Annotated in this window: 20 protein-coding genes; 12 read left to right on the top strand and 8 right to left on the bottom strand. The window is 64.1% G+C overall.

What is annotated here, in order from left to right; translation table 11 throughout:
• Positions 1-244 precede the first annotated feature (244 nt).
• Together dut and coaBC are read right to left on the bottom strand one after the other, a co-directional pair.
• On the bottom strand, positions 245-700 hold the full coding sequence (dut, locus tag C4K40_RS30635; RefSeq protein ID WP_022641837.1) for a dUTP diphosphatase: 456 nt from the start codon (positions 698-700) through the stop codon (positions 245-247).
• Positions 701-705: 5 nt separating this feature from the next.
• Positions 706-1,914 carry a bifunctional phosphopantothenoylcysteine decarboxylase/phosphopantothenate--cysteine ligase CoaBC gene (gene coaBC / locus C4K40_RS30630; RefSeq protein WP_022641836.1) on the bottom strand — a complete coding sequence of 403 codons (1,209 nt, stop codon included), beginning with the start codon at positions 1,912-1,914 and terminating at the stop codon, positions 706-708.
• 131 nt (positions 1,915-2,045) lie between these two features.
• On the opposite strand from coaBC, the gene radC reads away from it, so the two are divergent.
• Positions 2,046-2,720, top strand: a complete 675-nt coding sequence (gene radC / locus C4K40_RS30625) for a DNA repair protein RadC (RefSeq protein ID WP_053133645.1) — start codon at positions 2,046-2,048, stop codon at positions 2,718-2,720.
• A gap of 51 nt (positions 2,721-2,771) precedes the next feature.
• On the opposite strand, the gene C4K40_RS30620 is transcribed toward radC, so the two are convergent.
• Positions 2,772-4,355, bottom strand: coding sequence for an ABC transporter substrate-binding protein (locus C4K40_RS30620; RefSeq protein ID WP_053133648.1), 1,584 nt, complete (start codon positions 4,353-4,355; stop codon positions 2,772-2,774).
• A gap of 449 nt (positions 4,356-4,804) precedes the next feature.
• Here C4K40_RS30620 and rpmB point away from each other — a divergent pair, with 449 nt between their 5' ends.
• Both rpmB and rpmG read left to right on the top strand, forming a co-directional pair.
• Positions 4,805-5,041, top strand: coding sequence for a 50S ribosomal protein L28 (gene rpmB / locus C4K40_RS30615; RefSeq protein ID WP_031320695.1), 237 nt, complete (start codon positions 4,805-4,807; stop codon positions 5,039-5,041).
• 11 nt (positions 5,042-5,052) lie between these two features.
• Positions 5,053-5,208, top strand: coding sequence for a 50S ribosomal protein L33 (rpmG, locus tag C4K40_RS30610; RefSeq protein ID WP_003177274.1), 156 nt, complete (start codon positions 5,053-5,055; stop codon positions 5,206-5,208).
• A 57-nt stretch (positions 5,209-5,265) separates the two neighbouring features.
• Here the strand turns inward: rpmG and C4K40_RS30605 are convergent, their stop codons facing one another.
• Entirely contained in the window at positions 5,266-5,628 is a 363-nt protein-coding gene (locus tag C4K40_RS30605; protein ID WP_022641832.1) for a cupin domain-containing protein, read from the bottom strand.
• Between the two features lie 239 nt (positions 5,629-5,867).
• Between C4K40_RS30605 and C4K40_RS30600 the strand changes: the two genes are divergently transcribed.
• Complete coding sequence (locus C4K40_RS30600) at positions 5,868-7,361, top strand: aldehyde dehydrogenase (protein WP_053133652.1); 1,494 nt, start codon at positions 5,868-5,870, stop codon at positions 7,359-7,361.
• Between the two features lie 122 nt (positions 7,362-7,483).
• A complete protein-coding gene (locus C4K40_RS30595) occupies positions 7,484-8,635 on the top strand; it encodes an MFS transporter (protein ID WP_053133655.1) in 1,152 nt (383 codons plus the stop codon).
• Between the two features lie 3 nt (positions 8,636-8,638).
• On the opposite strand, the gene C4K40_RS30590 is transcribed toward C4K40_RS30595, so the two are convergent.
• Together C4K40_RS30590 and C4K40_RS30585 are read right to left on the bottom strand one after the other, a co-directional pair.
• Positions 8,639-10,207, bottom strand: coding sequence for a phospholipase D family protein (locus C4K40_RS30590; RefSeq protein WP_031320694.1), 1,569 nt, complete (start codon positions 10,205-10,207; stop codon positions 8,639-8,641).
• A gap of 62 nt (positions 10,208-10,269) precedes the next feature.
• The gene (locus tag C4K40_RS30585) at positions 10,270-11,694 is read right to left on the bottom strand and encodes a PLP-dependent aminotransferase family protein (RefSeq protein ID WP_022641828.1); all 1,425 of its coding nucleotides are present in this window, start codon (positions 11,692-11,694) and stop codon (positions 10,270-10,272) included.
• A gap of 178 nt (positions 11,695-11,872) precedes the next feature.
• On the opposite strand from C4K40_RS30585, the gene C4K40_RS30580 reads away from it, so the two are divergent.
• On the top strand, positions 11,873-12,118 hold the full coding sequence (locus C4K40_RS30580; RefSeq protein ID WP_053133659.1) for a DUF1127 domain-containing protein: 246 nt from the start codon (positions 11,873-11,875) through the stop codon (positions 12,116-12,118).
• A 55-nt stretch (positions 12,119-12,173) separates the two neighbouring features.
• On the opposite strand, the gene C4K40_RS30575 is transcribed toward C4K40_RS30580, so the two are convergent.
• Entirely contained in the window at positions 12,174-13,484 is a 1,311-nt protein-coding gene (locus C4K40_RS30575) for an FAD-binding oxidoreductase (protein ID WP_053133662.1), read from the bottom strand.
• 147 nt (positions 13,485-13,631) lie between these two features.
• Here C4K40_RS30575 and C4K40_RS30570 point away from each other — a divergent pair, with 147 nt between their 5' ends.
• Positions 13,632-13,985 (top strand): YkgJ family cysteine cluster protein, encoded by a 354-nt coding sequence (locus C4K40_RS30570; RefSeq protein ID WP_022641826.1) that lies wholly within the window; start codon positions 13,632-13,634, stop codon positions 13,983-13,985.
• 153 nt (positions 13,986-14,138) lie between these two features.
• On the opposite strand, the gene C4K40_RS30565 is transcribed toward C4K40_RS30570, so the two are convergent.
• Positions 14,139-14,627 carry an Lrp/AsnC ligand binding domain-containing protein gene (locus tag C4K40_RS30565; protein ID WP_011064210.1) on the bottom strand — a complete coding sequence of 163 codons (489 nt, stop codon included), beginning with the start codon at positions 14,625-14,627 and terminating at the stop codon, positions 14,139-14,141.
• A 155-nt stretch (positions 14,628-14,782) separates the two neighbouring features.
• On the opposite strand from C4K40_RS30565, the gene dadA reads away from it, so the two are divergent.
• The 5 genes from dadA (at position 14,783) to C4K40_RS30540 (ending at position 18,850) form a co-directional block, all read left to right on the top strand.
• Complete coding sequence (gene dadA, locus C4K40_RS30560) at positions 14,783-16,084, top strand: D-amino acid dehydrogenase (protein WP_053133665.1); 1,302 nt, start codon at positions 14,783-14,785, stop codon at positions 16,082-16,084.
• Entirely contained in the window at positions 16,056-16,409 is a 354-nt protein-coding gene (locus C4K40_RS30555) for a RidA family protein (protein WP_022641824.1), read from the top strand. Before dadA ends, C4K40_RS30555 begins: the two co-directional genes overlap by 29 nt.
• Positions 16,410-16,498: 89 nt before the next feature.
• Positions 16,499-17,572, top strand: coding sequence for an alanine racemase (alr, locus tag C4K40_RS30550; RefSeq protein ID WP_053133668.1), 1,074 nt, complete (start codon positions 16,499-16,501; stop codon positions 17,570-17,572).
• A 131-nt stretch (positions 17,573-17,703) separates the two neighbouring features.
• The gene (locus C4K40_RS30545) at positions 17,704-18,252 is read left to right on the top strand and encodes a cupin domain-containing protein (protein ID WP_053133672.1); all 549 of its coding nucleotides are present in this window, start codon (positions 17,704-17,706) and stop codon (positions 18,250-18,252) included.
• A 181-nt stretch (positions 18,253-18,433) separates the two neighbouring features.
• Positions 18,434-18,850 carry a cytochrome c5 family protein gene (locus C4K40_RS30540; RefSeq protein ID WP_031320691.1) on the top strand — a complete coding sequence of 139 codons (417 nt, stop codon included), beginning with the start codon at positions 18,434-18,436 and terminating at the stop codon, positions 18,848-18,850.
• The last annotated feature ends 89 nt before the right edge of the window (positions 18,851-18,939 follow it).

Genomic DNA, 18,939 nt, shown 5'->3' with positions numbered 1-18,939 from the left:
CTGAAGGGGGTGCGGTACGGCCGTGGAATGACAGGCCGGCAGGCTCAAACTGAAGGGTATGACGGCGTTTTCAGCATAGAGTTCGTACTGCGAAAGTGCCATCCGGGGGCTATGGCTGGTGTGCCATCAGCCTGAAGCCGGGGCGGTTGGGGCGGATTCGCCGGCGATGACCGACGATCGTTCATCCTGAAATTTCCCAGGTGAGGTGAACGGGCCGGGCAGGGCGCCCGGCCCGCAGCCAGCCTCAATGGCTGCCGGAGTGGCCGAAACCGCCAGCACCGCGCTGGCTCTCATCGAACGCCTCGACCACCTCGAAGTGGGCCTGGACCACAGGTACCAGCACCAGCTGGGCGATACGCTCGCCGACAGCGATGTTGAAGGCACTCTGGCCGCGGTTCCAGCAGGACACCATCAGTTCGCCCTGGTAGTCCGAGTCGATCAGGCCCACGAGGTTACCCAGCACGATGCCGTGTTTGTGGCCCAGGCCGGAGCGGGGCAGGATCAGGGCGGCCAGGCCCGGGTCGCCGATGTAGACCGACAGGCCAGTAGGGATCAGCAAGGTCTGGCCCGGTTCCAGCACGGTGTCTTCCTTGAGCATGGCGCGCAGGTCGAGGCCGGCGGAGCCTGGCGTGGCGTACTGCGGCAGGGGGAATTCGCTACCGATGCGTGGGTCGAGGATCTTGGCTTGTAAAGCGTGCATGCGAGTTAAACCTGGTTCAGCCGTTCGGCGATGAAGGAGATCAGCTGGCGGGCAATCTTGCCCTTGCTGGTCTGGGCGAAGAGGGTTGCGTGCAACTCTCGGTCAATCACGCTGCAGGCGTTTTCCTCGCTGTTGAAGCCAATGCTCGGGTTGGCCACGTCGTTGGCGACGATCAGGTCGAGGTTCTTGTCCTTCAGTTTGCGTGCAGCGTAGTCGAGCAGGTGTTCGGTCTCGGCGGCGAAGCCGACGCTGAATGGGCGGTCAGGACGGGTGGCGATGGTGGCCAGGATGTCCGGGTTGCGCACCATTTGCAGCAGCAGGCCGTCACCGTTCGTAGGGTCTTTCTTTAATTTCTGTGGGGCAACGACTTCCGGGCGGTAATCCGCGACCGCCGCAGAGGCGATGAAAATGTCGCATGGAATGGCCGCCTCGCAGGCCGCGAGCATGTCGCGAGCGCTGACGACGTCGATCCGCGTGACTCGGTCGGGGGTTGGCAGGTGCACCGGTCCGGTGATCAGGGTGACCCGGGCGCCGGCTTCGACGGCGGCCTCGGCCAGGGCGAAGCCCATTTTCCCTGAGCTATGGTTGGTGATGTAGCGCACCGGGTCGATGTTTTCCTGGGTCGGCCCGGCGGTGATCAGTACATGCTTGCCGGTCAGGGCCTGGTGCTGGAAGCAGTCGGCGGCGCACAGTGCCAGGTCGTTGGCTTCGAGCATGCGGCCCAGGCCGACATCGCCGCAGGCCTGGCTGCCGGAGGCCGGGCCGAATACTCGCAGGCCGCGGCTCTGCAGGAGCTGGGTGTTGGCTTGGGTGGCAGGATCGCGCCACATGGCCTGGTTCATGGCCGGGGCGATGGCCACGGTGGCGTCGGTGGCCAGGACCAGGGTGGTCAGCAGGTCATCGGCGATGCCTTGGGCCAGGCGGGCGATCAGGTCGGCCGTGGCCGGGGCGATCAGCACCAAGTCGGCCCACTTGGCCAGCTCGATATGGCCCATGGCGGCTTCGGCCGCCGGGTCCAGCAGGTCGAGGTGGACCGGATGCCCGGAGAGGGCCTGGAGGGTCAGCGGGGTTATGAATTCACAGCCGCCCCGGGTCATGACCACGCGCACTTCGGCGCCCTGGTCGAGGAGTCGGCGAACCAGCTCCGCGCTCTTGTAGGCGGCAATGCCGCCACCGACGCCGAGCACGATGCGTTTGCGATACAGCCGCTGCATAGGCCTGTCTTTCCGTTCAGAGATTACTGCGTGGAGTTCCCCTCCCCAGGTGAAATACCACGCAAAAAAGAGGGGGCTAAGATAGCACAGCGTCCGCCATGGAACAGCGGCGCCATGCACAGGGAGGTGTGATGAGCATTCGTGATTGGCCCGCGGCGGAGCGCCCGCGGGAACGGCTTCTGGAGCAGGGCGCGCTCAGCCTTTCCGATGCCGAGTTGCTGGCGATCTTCCTGCGTACCGGTATCGCCGGCAGGAGCGCGGTCGACCTGGCCCGGCTGCTGTTGCAGCGTTTTGGCAGCTTGCGCAGCCTGTTGGAGGCGGACCAGCTGACCTTTACCCGCCAGCCGGGGTTGGGACCGGCCAAATATGCGCAGTTGCAGGCCGTGCTGGAAATGGCCCGGCGCAACCTCGCGCAGGAGCTGCATCGGCACTCCGCGTTGGAAAACCCACTGGTGGTGCGCGATTACCTGAAGTCGATGCTGCGGCACGAACCCCATGAGGTGTTCGGCTGCCTGTTCCTGGACACCAAGCATCGGGTCCTGGCGTTCGAGATCCTGTTCCATGGCTCGATCGATAGCACCACGGTGCATCCGCGCCAGGTGATCAAGCGCACCCTGGCCCACAACGCCGCGGCGGTGATCCTCTGCCACAACCACCCGTCGGGCATTTCCGATCCCAGCCCTGCGGACCGGGTGGTCACCCGGCGCTTGCAGCAGGCATTGGAGCTGATCGATGTCAGGGTGCTGGATCACTTCATCATCGGCGAGGGCGATCCGCTGTCGATGGCCGAGTACGGCTGGCTCTGAACCCGAGGCAAGCCCGCTATCCCGGGGCTTGCCATGGTGAGTAGGGGGAGGCTAGCGGAGGCTGACCTTGGAGTAGTCCTGGCGGCCGAAGGGGCTTACCTGGTAGCCCTGGACCTGCTTGCGAGCCAGGGCGAAGGCGGTCGGGTGGGCCAGGGGCAGCCATAGCGCCTGCTGCTGGATCTGGGTCTGGGCCTGCTGGTACAGCTTGCTGCGCACGCCTTGCTCGCTGGTGGTCTTGCCCGCGGTGATCAGCTTGTCCAGGTTCTGGTCGCAATAGCGGGCGAAGTTGGTCCCGGACTTGACCGCCGCGCAGGTGAACTGTGGCGAGAGGAAGTTATCCGGGTCGCCGTTGTCGCCGGCCCAGCCCATGAACAGCAGGTCGTGCTCGCCAGCCTTGGCCCGGCGGATCAGTTCGCCCCATTCGATCACGCGGATCTCCGCCTGGATCCCCACCTGGGCCAGGTCCGACTGGAGCATTTGCGCGCCCAGGCTCGGGTTGGGGTTGAGCAGGCTGCCGGAAGGGCGGGTCCAGATGGTGGTCTGGAAGCCGCTCTTGAGCCCGGCCTTGGCCAGGAGCTGGCGGGCTTTTTCAGGATCGAAGGCGTAGCCCGGCAGTTCCTTGGCGTAGCTCCAGGTGTTGGGCGGGTAGGGGCCATTGGCCGCTTCGGCAGTGCCTTCGAAGACCGCCTTGAGGTAGTTGGCCTTGTCGAATGCCAGGTTGATCGCCTGGCGCACCTCGGGTTTATCCAGTGGCGGGTGCTGGCTGTTGATGGCGACGAAGGCGGTCATGAAGGCCGCGGTGTGCTCGACCTTCAGGGCTGGGTCGGTGCTGGCGGTCTGGACATCCAGGGGCTTGGGCGACAAGGCGATCTGGCATTCGTTGCGCCGCAGTTTCTGCAGGCGCACGTTGGCATCCGGAGTGATGGCGAAGATCAGCGTGTCCACCGCCGGCTTGCCGGCGAAGTAGTCGCGGTTGGCCTTGTAGCGGATCGCGGCGTCCTTCTGGAAGCGGCCGAAGATGAACGGCCCGCTGCCGATCGGTTGGCTGTTGAGCTTTTCCGGGGTGCCGGCCTTGAGCAGCTGGTCGGCGTATTCCGCTGAATAGATCGAGGCGAAACCCATGCTCAAGGTGGCGAGGAAGGTGGAGTCGGCATGGTCCAGGGTGAAGCGCACGGTCAGCGGGTCCAGGGCGTCGATCTTCCTGATCAGGCCGGGAAGCTGCAGGGACTGGGCGTGGGGGAAGCCGCTCTGGGCCACCTGGTGCCAGGGGTTGGCCGGGTCGAGCATGCGTTCGAAGCTGAACTTGACGTCCTCGGCGGTCATCTCGCGGCTGGGGCTGAAGTATTCGGTGCGGTGGAATTTCACCTTCGGATGCAGCTTGAACACATAGGTCAGCCCATCGGACGAAATCTCCCAGCTGTCGGCCAGGCTGGGGACCACCTTGCCGCTACTGGCATCGAACTCCACCAGGCGATTCATCAATACATCGGCGGAAGCGTTGGTGGTGGTCAGCGAGTTGTATTGCACCACGTCGAAGCCTTCCGGGCTGGCTTCGGTGCAGACGCTCAGCGCGGCGGCCTGGGCCAATGGGCTCAGGAGGGGGGCGAGCAGGAGCGGGAGGGCGGCAAGACGCATGGTCGGGTTCCTTGTGCAGATCGAAAGCCCATCTGCGAGTGCAGTCTGGAATTGCCTTACCCTAGTGACCTCGTGGGAAAATGACTATCCCTTTCGTACCGTCCAGCTGCCACCTGGAGGCTGCCTGTGGGCCTGCTGGAGGGTTGCCCTGCAGTGTTGGCGGCGTCTGGAAAGTATTCAGCGACGAGTGGTCATTTTCTGCGGTAGCCTTTGCCGCAGGCGTCCGGCGCAAGAAAATCAGCACTTTTCATCATCCCGAGCGCAGCGGCTGTTGTTGCTATGGGGTCTTTCTGGTATAAAGCAGCGCTCTTTTCTAGGGGCCCGGTTCCTTGCACCTGCAGGCGTAGCCGGTAAGACCCTAAAGAAACGCGGCGCCTGGCGCCAAATGACTGAGAGATTAAGCGGCCAACCCATGCCGGGTTGGGCATGTGGTTTTAGAGGGCTGAGGCATGTCTAGAGTCTGTCAAGTTACCGGTAAGGGTCCGGTGACTGGGAATAACATTTCCCACGCAAACAACAAAACCCGTCGTCGTTTCCTGCCGAACCTGCAGCATCACCGCTTCTGGGTTGAGTCCGAGAAACGTTTCGTGCGTCTGCGCGTATCTGCCAAAGGCATGCGTATCATCGACAAGCGCGGTATCGACGCCGTTCTGGTCGACATCCGTCGCGATGGCGGCAAGGTTTAAGGGAGCTAATCATGCGTGAATTGATTCGTTTGATCTCGAGCGCCGGTACTGGTCACTTCTACACTACCGACAAGAACAAGCGTACTACTCCGGACAAAATCGAGATCAAGAAATACGATCCGGTTGTTCGTAAGCACGTGATCTACAAAGAAGGCAAAATCAAGTAATTGATTTTTCTTCTGACAAAAAACCCGCCTTCAAGCGGGTTTTTTTGTGCCTGCGATTCAGGCTTTCTGTTCGAAGGCCACGTAGACCTTGCGGCAGGGTTCCAGCACTTCCCAGGTGCCCCTGAAGCCGGCCGGGATCACGAAACGGTCGCCCGCGCGCAGGGTCTTGGCGTTGCCGTCGTTGTCGCGCAGGACCGACACGCCCTGCAGGATCTCGCAGTATTCATGCTCGGTGAAGTTCACCGTCCACTGGCCTACGGCGCCTTCCCAGATCCCGGCATTGAGTTGGCCGCAGGGGCTGGCGTAGTGGTTGAGCACCGCTTGCTCGGGGTCGCCCTTGAGGATCTTTTCTGCGGCGGGCCGATAGCGTTCGACCTCGGTGGCGGCCTGGCTGAAGTCGACGACGTTGTGGATGCTCATTGCTGGATTCCCCCGTGATTACGGCGCGAGTGGCTATGAAGGGCAGAGTCTATGTTTATTAAAATGCACATAGCAATCCGGTTTGCCCGGGCTCTGTCAAATATATTGAAAGTACCGGTCCCGCTGGTTTAGGGTGGCGAGTGCCTCGGGCCGAATACAGGCTGGCCGGGCAGAATTCTTCAAGAGTGCCAGCGTCGTTCGCGTGGCGCTTGCATCCACAACAAGAGGAGGCTACTCGCATGACCACCCTGACTCGTGCCGACTGGGAACAACGCGCCCGGGAACTGAAGATCGAAGGCCGCGCCTATATCAACGGTGAATACACCGCTTCGGTTTCCAATCAAACCTTCGAATGCATCAGCCCGGTAGACGGTCGTGTGCTGGCCACCATCGCCAGCTGCGATGCGGCAGACGCCCAGCGCGCGGTGGAAAATGCCCGCGCCACCTTCAACTCCGGTGCCTGGTCGCGCCTGGCCCCGGCCAAGCGCAAGTCGGTGATGATCCGTTTCGCCGGCCTGCTCAAGCAGCACGCCCAGGAGCTGGCCCTCCTGGAAACCCTGGATATGGGCAAGCCCATCACCGACTCCCTGGAGATCGACGTTCCCGGCGCCGCGCAGGCCCTGAGTTGGAGCGGCGAGGCCATCGACAAGATCTACGACGAAGTCGCCGCCACTCCCCATGACCAGCTGGGCCTGGTCACCCGTGAGCCAGTGGGCGTGGTCGCGGCCATCGTGCCGTGGAACTTCCCGCTGATGATGGCCTGCTGGAAGCTGGGGCCTGCGTTGTCCACCGGCAACTCGATAATCCTCAAGCCGTCGGAGAAATCGCCACTGACCGCGATTCGTATCGCTGCCCTGGCGGTTGAAGCCGGCATTCCCGCCGGTGTGTTCAACGTGCTGCCAGGCTACGGCCATACCGTCGGCAAGGCTCTGGCCCTGCACATGGACGTGGACACCCTGGTGTTCACCGGTTCCACCAAGATCGCCAAGCAATTGCTGGTGTACTCCGGCGAGTCGAACATGAAGCGCGTCTGGCTCGAGGCCGGCGGCAAGAGTCCGAACATCGTGTTCGCCGATGCCCCCGACCTGCAGGCCGCCGCCGAATCCGCGGCCAGTGCCATCGCCTTCAACCAGGGCGAAGTCTGCACCGCCGGCTCCCGCCTGCTGGTGGAGCGCTCCATCAAGGACAAGTTCCTGCCCATGGTGCTGGAGGCCCTCAAGGCCTGGAAACCGGGCAACCCGCTGGACCCGGCCATCAATGTCGGAGCCCTGGTGGATAGCCAGCAGATGAACACCGTGCTGTCCTACATCGAGGCTGGTCACGCCGACGGCGCCAAGCTGCTGGTCGGCGGCAAGCGCATCCTTGAGGAAACCGGCGGCACCTACGTCGAGCCGACGATCTTCGACGGCGTCAGCAACGCCATGAAGATCGCCCAGGAAGAGATCTTCGGCCCGGTGCTGTCGGTCATCACCTTCGACACTGCGGAAGAAGCGATCCAGATCGCCAACGATACCCCTTACGGGCTGGCGGCAGCGGTGTGGACCGCGAACATCTCCAAGGCCCACCAGGCTGCCCGGGCCTTGCGCGCCGGCAGTGTTTGGGTCAACCAGTACGACGGTGGCGACATGACCGCGCCGTTCGGTGGCTTCAAGCAATCGGGCAACGGCCGTGACAAGTCGTTGCACGCATTCGACAAGTACACCGAGCTGAAGGCGACCTGGATCAAGCTCTGAGTCCCTTGTGTCCAGCCCGTCCCTGAAGGGGCGGGCGATCGTAGCGCAGCCGGGCTTTCCGCATGGGAAGTCCGGCTGTGTTGTCTGTGCCTTGCAGAACAATGATCCACAGGAGCGTGGAAATGCGTTGGGCGACCTATTTCGCCGTTTTGTCCGCTGTCCTGAGCGTGGGCCTGGCCCTGGGCATGACCATGCCGCTGGTGTCCTTCCGCCTCGAAGGCTGGGGCTACGGGCCCTTTGCCATCGGCGTGGTCGCGGCGATGCCGGCTATCGGTGTATTGCTTGGGGCGAAGATTTCCAATCGGCTGGCGGCCCGCCTTGGCACCGCCAGCCTGATGCGCCTGTGCCTGTGGGCGGGGGCGGTGTCCATCGGCTTGCTGGCGCTGTTGCCCAGCTACCCGGTGTGGCTGGTGCTGCGGCTGATCCTGGGCATGGTGCTGACCATCATCTTCGTGCTCGGGGAAAGCTGGATCAACCAGCTGGTTGTGGAGCAGTGGCGCGGGCGCCTGGTGGCGCTGTATGGCAGCGGCTACGCCCTGAGCCAGCTGGCCGGACCCTTGCTGCTGGGAGTGTTGGGCACCGAGCATGACTACGGCTTCTGGGTGTCGGTCGGCCTGTTGGTGGTGGCGCCCTTGTTCCTGCTGGGCCGCAGCGGCGCCCCGGCCACCGAGTCGTGCAGCGTGACCCTGGGGGGCCTCTGGCGCTTCTGCAAGGCATTGCCGGCGATTGGCTGGGCGGTGGCGCTGTTCGCCACCTTCGAGGCGCTGATCCTCACCCTGTTGCCGGTGTATTGCCTGAGCCAGGGTTTCAGCGAGGACATCGCCCTGGCAATGGTCAGTACCGTGGTGGTGGGCGATGCCCTGCTGCAACTGCCGATCGGCGCCCTGGCCGACCGGATATCGCGCCGTGGGTTGTTCACCGGCTGCGCGGTGATCCTGCTGTGTTCCAGCCTGGCCATTCCGCTGCTGCTGGATAATCGCTGGCTGATCTGGCCGCTGTGGGTGCTGTTCGGCGCCAGCGCCGGTGGCTTGTTCACCCTGTCGCTGATCCTGATCGGCGAGCGCTATCGCGACGATGCACTGGTGCGGGCCAATGCCCATGTGGCGCAGCTCTGGGGGATCGGCTGCCTGGTCGGTCCCCTGGTGGCGGGAGCGGGCAGCCAGTGGGTCAGCGGCCATGCCATGTTGCTGCTGGTGGCGGCCGGTGCCTTCGGGTTGCTGCTCCTGCTGCTGCGCCCAGGCGCCTTCGGTAGCCCCCAGGCCCAGCCCTCGTAGTGGCTAGAGCATGCGTTCCAGGCCGATGCGGGTGCTCAGCCAGGCGTTGATCCGGCGCCACCAGCTGCCAGGCTCGTGATCCAGGCTGTGCAGCCGGCCCTGGTCCTCGGTGACCCAGGTCAGCTTGCCGTCCTCCAGCCTGACCTCGTAGCTCAGGGCCGGGGCCATCCCCTGCCGGGCCAGCTCGCGTACGTGCCAGGCCAGCTCCGGACTGTCCACCAGCACCCCGACCTCGGTGTTCCACAGCACCGAGCGCGGGTCGAAATTGAACGAGCCGATGAAGCTCTTGCGCTGGTCGAAGATCATCGCCTTGCTGTGCAGGCTGGAGTCCGAGCCATGGATGGAGCCACCGTGAAACAGCCTGGGCCCGCTGCCGCCGCGCTCTCCAGGCTGGCGTCGCAGCTCGTAGAGCTTGACCCCGTGCTCCAGCAGTGCCTTGCGATAGGGTGCGTAGCCGCCATGCACCACCGGGACATCGGTGGCTTCCAGGGAGTTGGTCAGCAAGCTCACCGCGACCCCGGCATCGGCGCGGCCCGTCAGGTACACCAGGCCGGACTGGCCGGGGACGAAGTAGGCCGAGACCATGATCAGCTCCTGGCTCACGCGCCGTAGTTCCGGTGCCAGCTGGGTGGTCAGCAACAGTTGCGGATCGGGGTCGCCCTTGGCCAGGACCTTGGCCGGCGCGTCCCACAGGGCCTGGTTCCAGGCCCAGATCAATTCCCTGCGCCAGAGCTCCATGCGCGGCTGGGTCTGGTAGGCCATCAGCTGTCGATACAGCGCCTGGTTCTGCCGGCGACTGTCCTGCAGCGATTGCTCCAGGCGTAGCCGGGTGTTGTCCAGGTCGTTGGCCGACGGGGCCCGGGACAGGAACTCATCCACCGGCTTGCTCAGGGCGCTGTTCCAGTATTGGTCGAAGCTGTGGCCCAACTGCTCGGCCACCGGGCCGACGCTGAGCATGTCGATGTCGGTGAAGTTCAGGTTGGGCTCGGCATCGAAGTACTCATCCCCCAGGTTGCGCCCACCGACGATGGCCACGCTGTTGTCGGCCAGCCACAGCTTGTTGTGCATCCGCCGATGTTGCTGCGAAAGGTTGAACAGGCGGCCCATGGAGCGGGTGAGGACGGTGCTGCGCCCCAGGTGCAGGGGGTTGAACAGGCGGATCTGGATCTGCGGGTGGGCCGCCAGGGTGGCGATGATCTGGTCCAGGCCGTCGCTGGTGGTGTCGTCCAGCAAGATGCGCACCCGCACGCCGCGATCGGCGGCCTTGAGCAGTTCGTCCACCAGCATTCGTGTGCTGATGCCGTCGTGGACGATGTAGTACTGCAGGTCGAGGCTGCTTTGCGCCCGGCGAATCAATTCGGCGCGGGCCATGAATGCCTCGGTGCTGTTGGGCAGCAGGCGGAAGCCCGAGCGCCCTTGGTAGGGAGCGGCCTGCGCCCTGATCGATTGGGCGAACGCCGAGTCAGTGGCGGCCAGGGCCTGGCTGGGCCGGGGTGGCGTTTGAGGAGTGGCGCAGCCGCCGAGCCCGAGGCCCAGCAACAGAAGCAAGGAGAACGCCTGTTTACGGCTCAAGTCGGGTCATCTCGTATCACTGCACGGGGTACATGCCTGGCTTGGGACGAAAGGGGCAGGCGTCAGTCCTGGATGTCGCTGAGTAGCTGGCTGGCCGCGGCGCCGACCTTGCGTACCGCGTCCTCGATCTGCGGGGTTGGCTTGGCAGCGTAGTTCATCCGCAGGCAATTGCGGTATTTGCCCGAGGCGGAAAAGATGCTGCCCACGGCGATCTGCACCCCCTGGTCCAGCAGGATGCGGTTGAGCTTCAGAGAGTCGAAGCGCTCGGGAAGTTCGATCCACAGCAGGAAGCTGCCTTGCGGGCGGCTGGCGCGGGTGCCGGCGGGAAAGTAGCGGCTGACCCAGTCCAGCATCAGGTCGCGGTTGCGCTGGTACTGGTTGCGCATCTTGCGCAGGTGGGGCTCGAAATGGCCGCCCTTGAGGAACTCGGCGATGGCCACCTGGGGTTGCGGAGCCGTGGAGCCGGTGCTGATGTACTTCATGTGCAGCACTCGTTCCAGGTAGCGCCCGGGGGCTACCCAGCCGATGCGCAGGCCCGGCGCCAGGGTTTTCGAGAACGAACTGCACAGCAGCACGCGGCCATCATCGTCGAAGGACTTGATGGTCCGTGGGCGCGGGTAGGTGTAGGCCAGTTCGCCATACACATCGTCCTCGATGATCGCCACGTCGAAGCGCTGGGCCAGGGTCAGCAAGGCGCGCTTGCGCTGCTCGGGCATGATGTAGCCCAGGGGGTTGTTGCAGTTCGGGGTCAACTGTATGGCCTTGATCGGCCACTGCTCCAGGGCCAGCTCCAGGGCTTCCAGGCTGATGCCGCTGACCGGGTCGGTGGGGATCTCCAGGGCCTTCATGCCCAGGCCCTTGAGGGTCTGCATGGCGCCGTGGAAGCTTGGCGAGTCCACGGCGACGATATCCCCGGGCTGGCAGATGGCGCGGATGCTGGTGGACAGCGCTTCATGGCAACCGGTGGTGATCACCAGGTCGTTGGCTCCCACCTGGCAGCCTGAATCCAGCATCAACCGCGCGACCTGCTCGCGCAGCTCCAGCACGCCGTAGATGTTGTCGTAATGCAGGCCGGGCATGTCCTGGCGGCGGCTGAGCCGGGCCAGGGCCCGCAGCAGCGGCTTCATGGTCGGCGTGGTGATATCCGGCATGCCGCGTCCCAGCTGTACCACATCTTTGCGCGGCACCGCGCGAACCAGCTCCAGTACCTGGTCCCACTGGGAAATCTCCACCGGCCGCTGGGCCGGGCGGCCCACTGCGGGCAGGGCCGGCAGCTCGCGGCTGGGCGGCACGAAATACCCCGACTTGGGCTTGGGCATCGCCAGGCCGTTGTCCTCGAGCAGGCGATAGGCCTGCTGCACCGTGCTCAGGCTGACTCCATGCTCGAGGCTCAAGGCACGCACCGACGGCAGCCGGTCGCCGGGTCGGTAGAACCCCTGTTCGATGCGGGTGCCCAGGAGTTCGGCGAGATTCACATAGAGGGTCATGCTGTTGCCTCGTAGTGGTGGGCGTGAGGACCGGTACAGATCGGCAAAAAATCCAGGATTCAGCAGGATTCTGGCTAAATCTGTATGGAGTTAATACAGATGCTTTGGCTCTGTATCGGTTTTTGCTTGCCACTCATCATGTCGGCTCATGGCAACTTGAGCAACAGGAGCGATGCAGATGAGCGGCTTGAGCGATGTGCGGCTGTCGTTACACAGTCAGGAACTGGTGGCGGAGCAGGAACAGGCAGTGGAGCGAGCATCGTCCCGTTCCGCGCCTTCCGGCCTTGGCCGCTGGGGCTTGTACTGGCATCGGCTGAGCACGCGCAGGGCCCTGCTGGAGATGCCGGCCGAGCAGTTGCGGGATATCGGCCTGAGCCCTGACGAAGCCCGGGAAGAAGGGCTCAAGCCCTTCTGGCGGCGGTAGCGGCGCTTGCCTGCCAGGGGCCCTTGGCCCTGGCAGCGGGGAAGGTTCCTGGTGTTCAGGCCAGTTCTTTCAGGCGATGCCAGAGCATGCCCAGGGCCAGCAGTGGCGAACGCAGGTGCTTGCCGCCGGGAAAGGTGATGTGCGGCACCTTGTCGAACAGGTCGAACCCCCCACCGTGCTGGCCGCTGATGGCTTCGCCCAACAGCTTGCCCGCCAGGTGCGTGGCATTCACTCCATGGCCCGAGTAGGCCTGGGCGTAATACACATTGGGCTGGTCCTTGAGCCGGCCGATCTGCGGCAGGCGGTTGGCGCCGATGCCGATCATCCCGCCCCACTGGTAGTCGATCTTCACGGCGGACAGCTGCGGGAACACGTCCAGCATCTTCGGTCGCATGTAGGCGGCGATATCCTTGGGGTCGCGCCCGGAGTAGTGGCAGGCGCCACCGAACAGCAGGCGCCGGTCGGCCGAGAGCCGGTAGTAGTCCAGGGCCACTCGCTGGTCGCAGACGGCCATGTTCTGTGGCAACAGCTCTTGGGCCTGGTCCGGGCTCAGGGGCTCGGTGGCGATGATGTAGCTGCCGGCCGGCAGGACCTTGCCACCCAGTTGCGGATTGAGGTCGTTGAGATAGGCGTTGCAGCCCAGCACCAGGGTCTTGGCGCGTACCGTGCCGCGGGCCGCATGCACCTTGACCTCGGCCCCGTAGTCGATGCGGGTCACGCACGAATGTTCGAACAGGCGCACCCCCAGCCGTTGGGCGGCCTGGGCCTCGCCCAGGGCCAGGTTCAGCGGGTGCAGGTGGCCGGAGCCCATGTCGACCAGGCCTCCGACGTAGCGCTTGGAGCCCACCACGCTGTGCATTTCGCTGGCCTGCAGCAGACGGGTCTCGTGGCGATAGCCAAGGCTGCGCAGTTCCTCGGCTTCTTCGGCAAAGCCTTTGAGCTCGGCGGGTTTGTTGGCTAGGTCGCAGTAACCCCAGGTCAGGTCGCAAGGGATCTGGAAACGCTCGATGCGCTGGCGGACGATCTCCACCGCCTCCAGGCCCATGAGTTTCATCTGCCGCACGCCTTCGCTGCCGATCACCTTGGTGAACTGCTCCAGGCCGTGGCCGACGCCGCGAATCAATTGCCCGCCATTGCGCCCACTGGCGCCCCAGCCGATTCGCCGGGCTTCCAGCAGAACCACGCTGAGGCCGCGCTCGGCCAGTTCCAGCGCGGTGTTGAGCCCCGAGAAGCCGCCGCCGACCACGCATACGTCCGCGACCTGCTCGCCGGCCAGGGCCGGATAGTCCGGTTGTGGCAGGCTGCTGGCGGCGTAATAGGAAGCGGGGTGCCGGTCGCTGGCGGCGTGCTGGAGGCTGGCGGGCATGAAGGGCGTCGTCCTGATCGGGTCTGGAAAATGCACGGAGGATAATCCGCGCCTTTCCGGCGGGGCAACCGCAGGGCGGTCGGCGCTGACCTGGCGGGTGGATTTGAGGCAGAATCCACGGCCGTCCACGTGCCTGTAGGCCTTTTAATGAGCTGTAACCGCCAGATCGTCCGTAGCCTGCGCCAGCAGATTCCCTCCTTCGAGTGCGTGCCTGGCTGCCACGACTGCTGCGGCCCGGTCACCACGTCGCCGGAGGAGATGTCCCGCCTGCCACGCAAGACCGCCGCCGAGCAGGACGCGGCCATGGCGGCGCTGGACTGTGTGCACCTGGGCCCCGAGGGATGCACGGTGTATGACGAGCGACCGCTGATCTGCCGCCTCTTCGGCACCACGTCGAGCCTGCCGTGCCCCAATGGCCGGCGCCCGGTGGAGCTGATCCATCCGCAGGTCGAGAAGCAGATCCACGACTACATGGCCAGCCAGCGCCAGGTGCTGGTCTAGCAGGCCGTTGAAAATCTACCTGCGTTGCCATCGCTGCGTTGAAAACAGGCTGGTGCGCCAGCCCGGTCAAAATGCTCACTTACCACTCGTAAACCGCGCTTTTTTGCCTTGCGCTAGCTGTCTCGCCTACGTTTTTCAACGGCCTGCTAGCCTTCAGTCGGGAATCGGCAGGCTCAGGCTTTCCTTCACTTCCTCCATCACGATGTAGCTCTTGGATTCGCGCACGTGGGGCAGCTTGAGCAGGATGTCGCCCAGCAGCTTGCGATACGAGGCCATCTCCGAGATCCGTGCCTTGACCAGGTAGTCGAAGTCGCCGGAGACCAGGTGGCACTCCAGCACGTGGGGCAGCTTGAGCACCGCCCGGCGGAACTCTTCGAAGGTGTCGCCGGACTTGTAGTCCAGGCTGATCTCGACGAAGACCAGCAGGCTGCCCTTCAGATGCTGCGGGTTGAGGCGGGCGTTGTAGCCCATGATGATCCCTTCGCGTTCCAGGCGCCGTACCCGCTCGGTGCAGGGGGTGGTGGAGAGGCCGACCCGTTCCCCCAGCTCGGTGAAGGAAATGCGTCCGTCGGCCTGCAGGATGCGCAAGATGTTGCGGTCGATCTTGTCCAGGGCGCGGCGGGTCTGGTGGTTGGTTCTCATAGGGGATGCCCCTCCGTGAAAAGCGATATTGCCGAGAATTCTCGCCAAATATAGGCGGTTATATAGTGAAAATCACTGCCTGATGTTTCTTACACTGCGCGCATCTTTGCTTCGAATAACAACCGGCGGCGGTCAGCCGCGATGAGGATATGAAAATGCGCGTTCTGGTCTTGGGCAGTGGCGTTATCGGAACCACCAGTGCCTATTATCTGGCTCAAGCCGGATTCGAAGTGACCGTGGTGGACCGTCAGCCTGCCGTTGCCATGGAAACCAGCTTCGCCAACGCCGGCCAGGTATCGCCTGGCTATGCCTCGCCATGGGCCGCCCCGGGCGTTCCGCTCAAGGCCATCAAGTGGCTGCTGCAACGCCACGCCCCGCTGGCGATCAAGGCCACCGCCAACGTCGATCAATACCTGTGGATGGCGCAGATGCTGCGTAACTGCACCGCCAGCCGCTATGCCGTGAACAAAGAGCGCATGGTGCGCCTGTCCGAATACAGCCGCGACTGCCTCGACGAACTGCGGGCGGAAACCGGCATCGCCTACGAAGGTCGCAGCCTGGGCACCACCCAGCTGTTCCGTACCCAGGCGCAACTGGACGGTGCGGCCAAGGACATCGCCGTGCTCAAGGAGTCCGGCGTGCCTTTCGAACTGCTGGACCGCGACGGCATCGCCCGGGTCGAGCCGGCCCTGGCCAGCGTCACCAACATCCTCGCCGGTGCCCTGCGCCTGCCCAACGACCAGACCGGCGACTGCCAGATGTTCACCACCCGCCTGGCGGAAATGGCCGTCAAGCTGGGCGTCGAGTTCCGCTTCGGCCAGGACATCCAGCGCCTGGACTTCGCCGGCGACCGGCTCAACGGCGTGTGGATCGACGGCAAGCTGGAAACCGCCGATCGCTACGTGCTGGCCCTGGGCAGCTACTCGCCGCAATTGCTCAAGCCGCTGGGCATCAAGGCGCCGGTGTATCCGCTCAAGGGCTACTCCCTGACCGTGCCGATCACCAACTCGGCGATGGCCCCGACATCCACCATCCTGGACGAAACCTACAAGGTCGCGATCACCCGTTTCGACAACCGTATCCGGGTCGGCGGCATGGCCGAGATCGCCGGTTTCGACTTGTCGTTGAACCCGCGCCGGCGTGAAACGCTGGAGATGATCGTCAACGACCTCTATCCTCAGGGCGGCGACCTGTCCCAGGCCAGCTTCTGGACCGGGCTGCGTCCCACCACCCCGGATGGCACGCCGATTGTCGGCGCCACGCCGTATCGCAACCTGTTCTTGAACACCGGCCACGGTACGCTCGGCTGGACCATGGCCTGCGGTTCGGGCCGCCTGCTGGCGGACCTGATGGCCAAGAAGAAGCCGCAGATCAGTGCCGAAGGCCTCGACATTTCCCGTTATGGCAACCCTCAGGAGTCAGCTAAACATGTCAATCCAGCGCCAGCTCACCAATGAGCGCATGAGCCAGATCGTTGTTCACGGCGGTACCGTCTACCTGGCCGGACAGGTCGGGGACAACCTGCAGGCCGGGATTGAGCAACAGACCCGGGAAACCCTGGCCAGCATCGAGCGCTTGCTGGACCTGGCCGGCACCGACAAGACCCGGCTGCTGTCGGTGACCATCTACCTGAAGGACATCGATGCCCATTTCGAAGGCATGAACAGTGTCTGGGACCAGTGGCTGCCCAAGGGCGTGGCACCGGCCCGGGCCACCGTCGAGGCCAAGCTCTGCGAGCCGGAAATCCTCGTCGAGCTGTCGGTAGTGGCCGCCCTGCCTTAAACGAAAAGATCCCTCTCCCGGTGCCGGTGGCGGTTCTGCGCCATCCAGCACCGGTTTTTATTCCCATGACCGCCTAGAAGTCTGCCGCCATGCGTCCTGCCCGTGCCCTGATCGATCTCCAAGCCCTGCGTCACAACTATCAACTGGCCCGCGAAGTCTCGGGTGCCCGTGCCCTCGCGGTGATCAAGGCCGATGCCTATGGCCATGGCGCGGTGCGCTGCGCCCAGGCCCTGGAGGATTGCGCCGACGGTTTTGCCGTGGCCTGCATCGAGGAAGCCCTGGAGCTGCGCGCCGCGGGCATTGGCGCGCCGGTGTTGTTGCTGGAGGGGTTCTTCGAGGCGTCGGAGCTGGCGCTGATCATCGAGCATGATTTCTGGTGCGTGGTGCACTCGCTGTGGCAGCTGGAGGCCATCGAGCAAGCGAGCCTGGCCAAGCCGCTGACGGTCTGGCTCAAGCTGGACTCGGGCATGCACCGGGTCGGCCTGCACCCCAAGGACTATCAGGACGCCTACCAGCGACTGCAGGCCAGCGGCAAGGTCGAGAAGATCGTGCTGATGAGCCACTTCGCCCGTGCCGACGAATTGCATTGCACCAGCAGCACCGAGCAGATCGCGGTATTCGAAGCGGCCCGCCAGGGCCTTGGGGCCGAGGTCAGCCTGCGCAACTCGCCGGCGCTGATGGGTTGGCCGAGTGCGCCCAGCGACTGGGTGCGCCCGGGCATCATGCTCTACGGGGCGACGCCGTTCGAGGAAGCCAACTCGCTGGCCGAGCGCCTGCAACCGGTGATGACCCTGGAGTCCAAGGTCATCTGCGTGCGTGAGCTGCCTGCCGGCGAGCCCATCGGCTACGGCGCCAAGTTCATCACCGACAAGCCGATGCGGATCGGCGTGGTCGCCATGGGTTACGCCGACGGCTATCCGCGCCATGCGCCCACCGGTACCCCGGTACTGGTGGCCGGCCAGCGCAGCCGCCTGCTGGGCAGGGTTTCCATGGACATGCTGTGTGTCGATTTGACGGACGTGCCCGAGGCCGGCCTGGGCTCGACCGTGGAACTGTGGGGCAAGAACATCCTGGCCAGCGAGGTCGCCCTGGCGGCCGATACCATCCCCTACCAGTTCTTCTGCAACCTGCGGCGGGTGCCGCTGGTGTACAGCGAGGGCTGAGTTTCCGGGGCCTGCACCGAAAGTCGCCTATCCTGGGGGAATCCGGGGCAAGTGTTGTAAATACTGAACGCTGTCGCCATGATAACGCTCGATTACAACAACGCCTGATTCCCGCCTAGGAGACTGCCGTATTGGACGTCGGTGAACGACTGCAATCCATCCGTAAACTGAAGGGTTTGTCCCAGCGTGAACTCGCCAAGCGCGCGGGCGTCACCAACAGCACCATTTCAATGATCGAGAAGAACAGCGTCAGTCCTTCGATCAGCTCGTTGCGCAAGGTGCTGGGCGGCATCCCCATGTCCATGGTGGAGTTCTTTTCCGAGGAAGTTCTCCAGGAGACTCCTTCGCAGATCGTCTATAAAGCCCACGAACTGATCGACATCTCCGATGGCGCCGTGACCATGAAGCTGGTGGGGCGCGCACGCCCGAGCCGCGCCATTGCCTTTCTCAACGAGATCTACCCGCCGGGCGCCGACACCGGTGAGGAGATGCTCACCCATGACGGCGAAGAAACCGGGATCCTGCTCGAAGGTCGCCTGGAACTGGTGGTAGGACTGGAAACCTTCATCCTCGAGGCCGGTGACAGCTACTATTTCGAAAGCACCAAGCCCCATCGTTTCCGTAATCCGTTCGATGCGCCGGCGCGACTAATCAGCGCAGCCACACCAGCGAATTTCTAGACCAAGAGGCGTCCTGCAAGGCTTGCAGCGAGGCCCCAGCGACATTTCGCCGCGATCAAGACCCCTTCGACTTTGGGGTTGTTTCAGTGTGGCGGGCTAACCGTTATACTTTCGCCCGCCTGCGAAACCGTGGCCGCAGGCGTGACTAGCCACCATTGAGGGTGTACGCGTGAACCTAATTATGAAAATGCTGGCCGCACCAGCAACCGTATTGGCCCTTTGGGCAGTCAGCGCTCAAGCTGCGACCAATGACGATATCGCCAAGCGCCTCGAGCCCGTTGGCCAGGTCTGTGTCCAGGGTCAGGAATGCAAGGGGATGGAAGTCGCTGCCTCCGCAGGCGGTGGCGGTGGCGCCAAGTCGCCGGACGACGTGATCGCCAAGCACTGCAACGCTTGCCACGGCAGCGGCCTGCTGGGCGCACCGAAGATCGGCGATACCGCTGCCTGGAAAGAGCGTGCCGATCACCAGGGCGGCCTCGATGGCATCCTGGCCAAGGCGATTACCGGCATCAATGCCATGCCTCCTAAAGGCACCTGCGCCGACTGCTCCGATGAGGAGCTCAAGGGCGCGATCCAGAAGATGTCCGGCCTGAAATAAGCGGTCATCTGCAGCGAAAAAGCCGCTTGCGAGCGGCTTTTTTGTGGGCGCGATTTGACCTGCGCCCTGTTCAATGCAGCAAACTCCCG

The organism is Pseudomonas sp. CMR5c, assembly GCF_003850545.1.
Taxonomy (GTDB): domain Bacteria; phylum Pseudomonadota; class Gammaproteobacteria; order Pseudomonadales; family Pseudomonadaceae; genus Aquipseudomonas; species Aquipseudomonas piscis.
This window is presented reverse-complemented; position numbering and strand designations above follow the sequence as displayed.

Coding starts and splice junctions, on each gene's coding strand:
- dut (WP_022641837.1), bottom strand. CDS start 700: ATGCACGCTTTACAAGCCAAGATCCTCGACCCACGCATCGGTAGCGAA.
- coaBC (WP_022641836.1), bottom strand. CDS start 1,914: ATGCAGCGGCTGTATCGCAAACGCATCGTGCTCGGCGTCGGTGGCGGC.
- radC (WP_053133645.1), top strand. CDS start 2,046: ATGAGCATTCGTGATTGGCCCGCGGCGGAGCGCCCGCGGGAACGGCTT.
- C4K40_RS30620 (WP_053133648.1), bottom strand. CDS start 4,355: ATGCGTCTTGCCGCCCTCCCGCTCCTGCTCGCCCCCCTCCTGAGCCCA.
- rpmB (WP_031320695.1), top strand. CDS start 4,805: ATGTCTAGAGTCTGTCAAGTTACCGGTAAGGGTCCGGTGACTGGGAAT.
- rpmG (WP_003177274.1), top strand. CDS start 5,053: ATGCGTGAATTGATTCGTTTGATCTCGAGCGCCGGTACTGGTCACTTC.
- C4K40_RS30605 (WP_022641832.1), bottom strand. CDS start 5,628: ATGAGCATCCACAACGTCGTCGACTTCAGCCAGGCCGCCACCGAGGTC.
- C4K40_RS30600 (WP_053133652.1), top strand. CDS start 5,868: ATGACCACCCTGACTCGTGCCGACTGGGAACAACGCGCCCGGGAACTG.
- C4K40_RS30595 (WP_053133655.1), top strand. CDS start 7,484: ATGCGTTGGGCGACCTATTTCGCCGTTTTGTCCGCTGTCCTGAGCGTG.
- C4K40_RS30585 (WP_022641828.1), bottom strand. CDS start 11,694: ATGACCCTCTATGTGAATCTCGCCGAACTCCTGGGCACCCGCATCGAA.
- C4K40_RS30580 (WP_053133659.1), top strand. CDS start 11,873: ATGAGCGGCTTGAGCGATGTGCGGCTGTCGTTACACAGTCAGGAACTG.
- C4K40_RS30575 (WP_053133662.1), bottom strand. CDS start 13,484: ATGCCCGCCAGCCTCCAGCACGCCGCCAGCGACCGGCACCCCGCTTCC.
- C4K40_RS30570 (WP_022641826.1), top strand. CDS start 13,632: ATGAGCTGTAACCGCCAGATCGTCCGTAGCCTGCGCCAGCAGATTCCC.
- C4K40_RS30565 (WP_011064210.1), bottom strand. CDS start 14,627: ATGAGAACCAACCACCAGACCCGCCGCGCCCTGGACAAGATCGACCGC.
- dadA (WP_053133665.1), top strand. CDS start 14,783: ATGCGCGTTCTGGTCTTGGGCAGTGGCGTTATCGGAACCACCAGTGCC.
- C4K40_RS30555 (WP_022641824.1), top strand. CDS start 16,056: ATGTCAATCCAGCGCCAGCTCACCAATGAGCGCATGAGCCAGATCGTT.
- alr (WP_053133668.1), top strand. CDS start 16,499: ATGCGTCCTGCCCGTGCCCTGATCGATCTCCAAGCCCTGCGTCACAAC.
- C4K40_RS30540 (WP_031320691.1), top strand. CDS start 18,434: ATGAAAATGCTGGCCGCACCAGCAACCGTATTGGCCCTTTGGGCAGTC.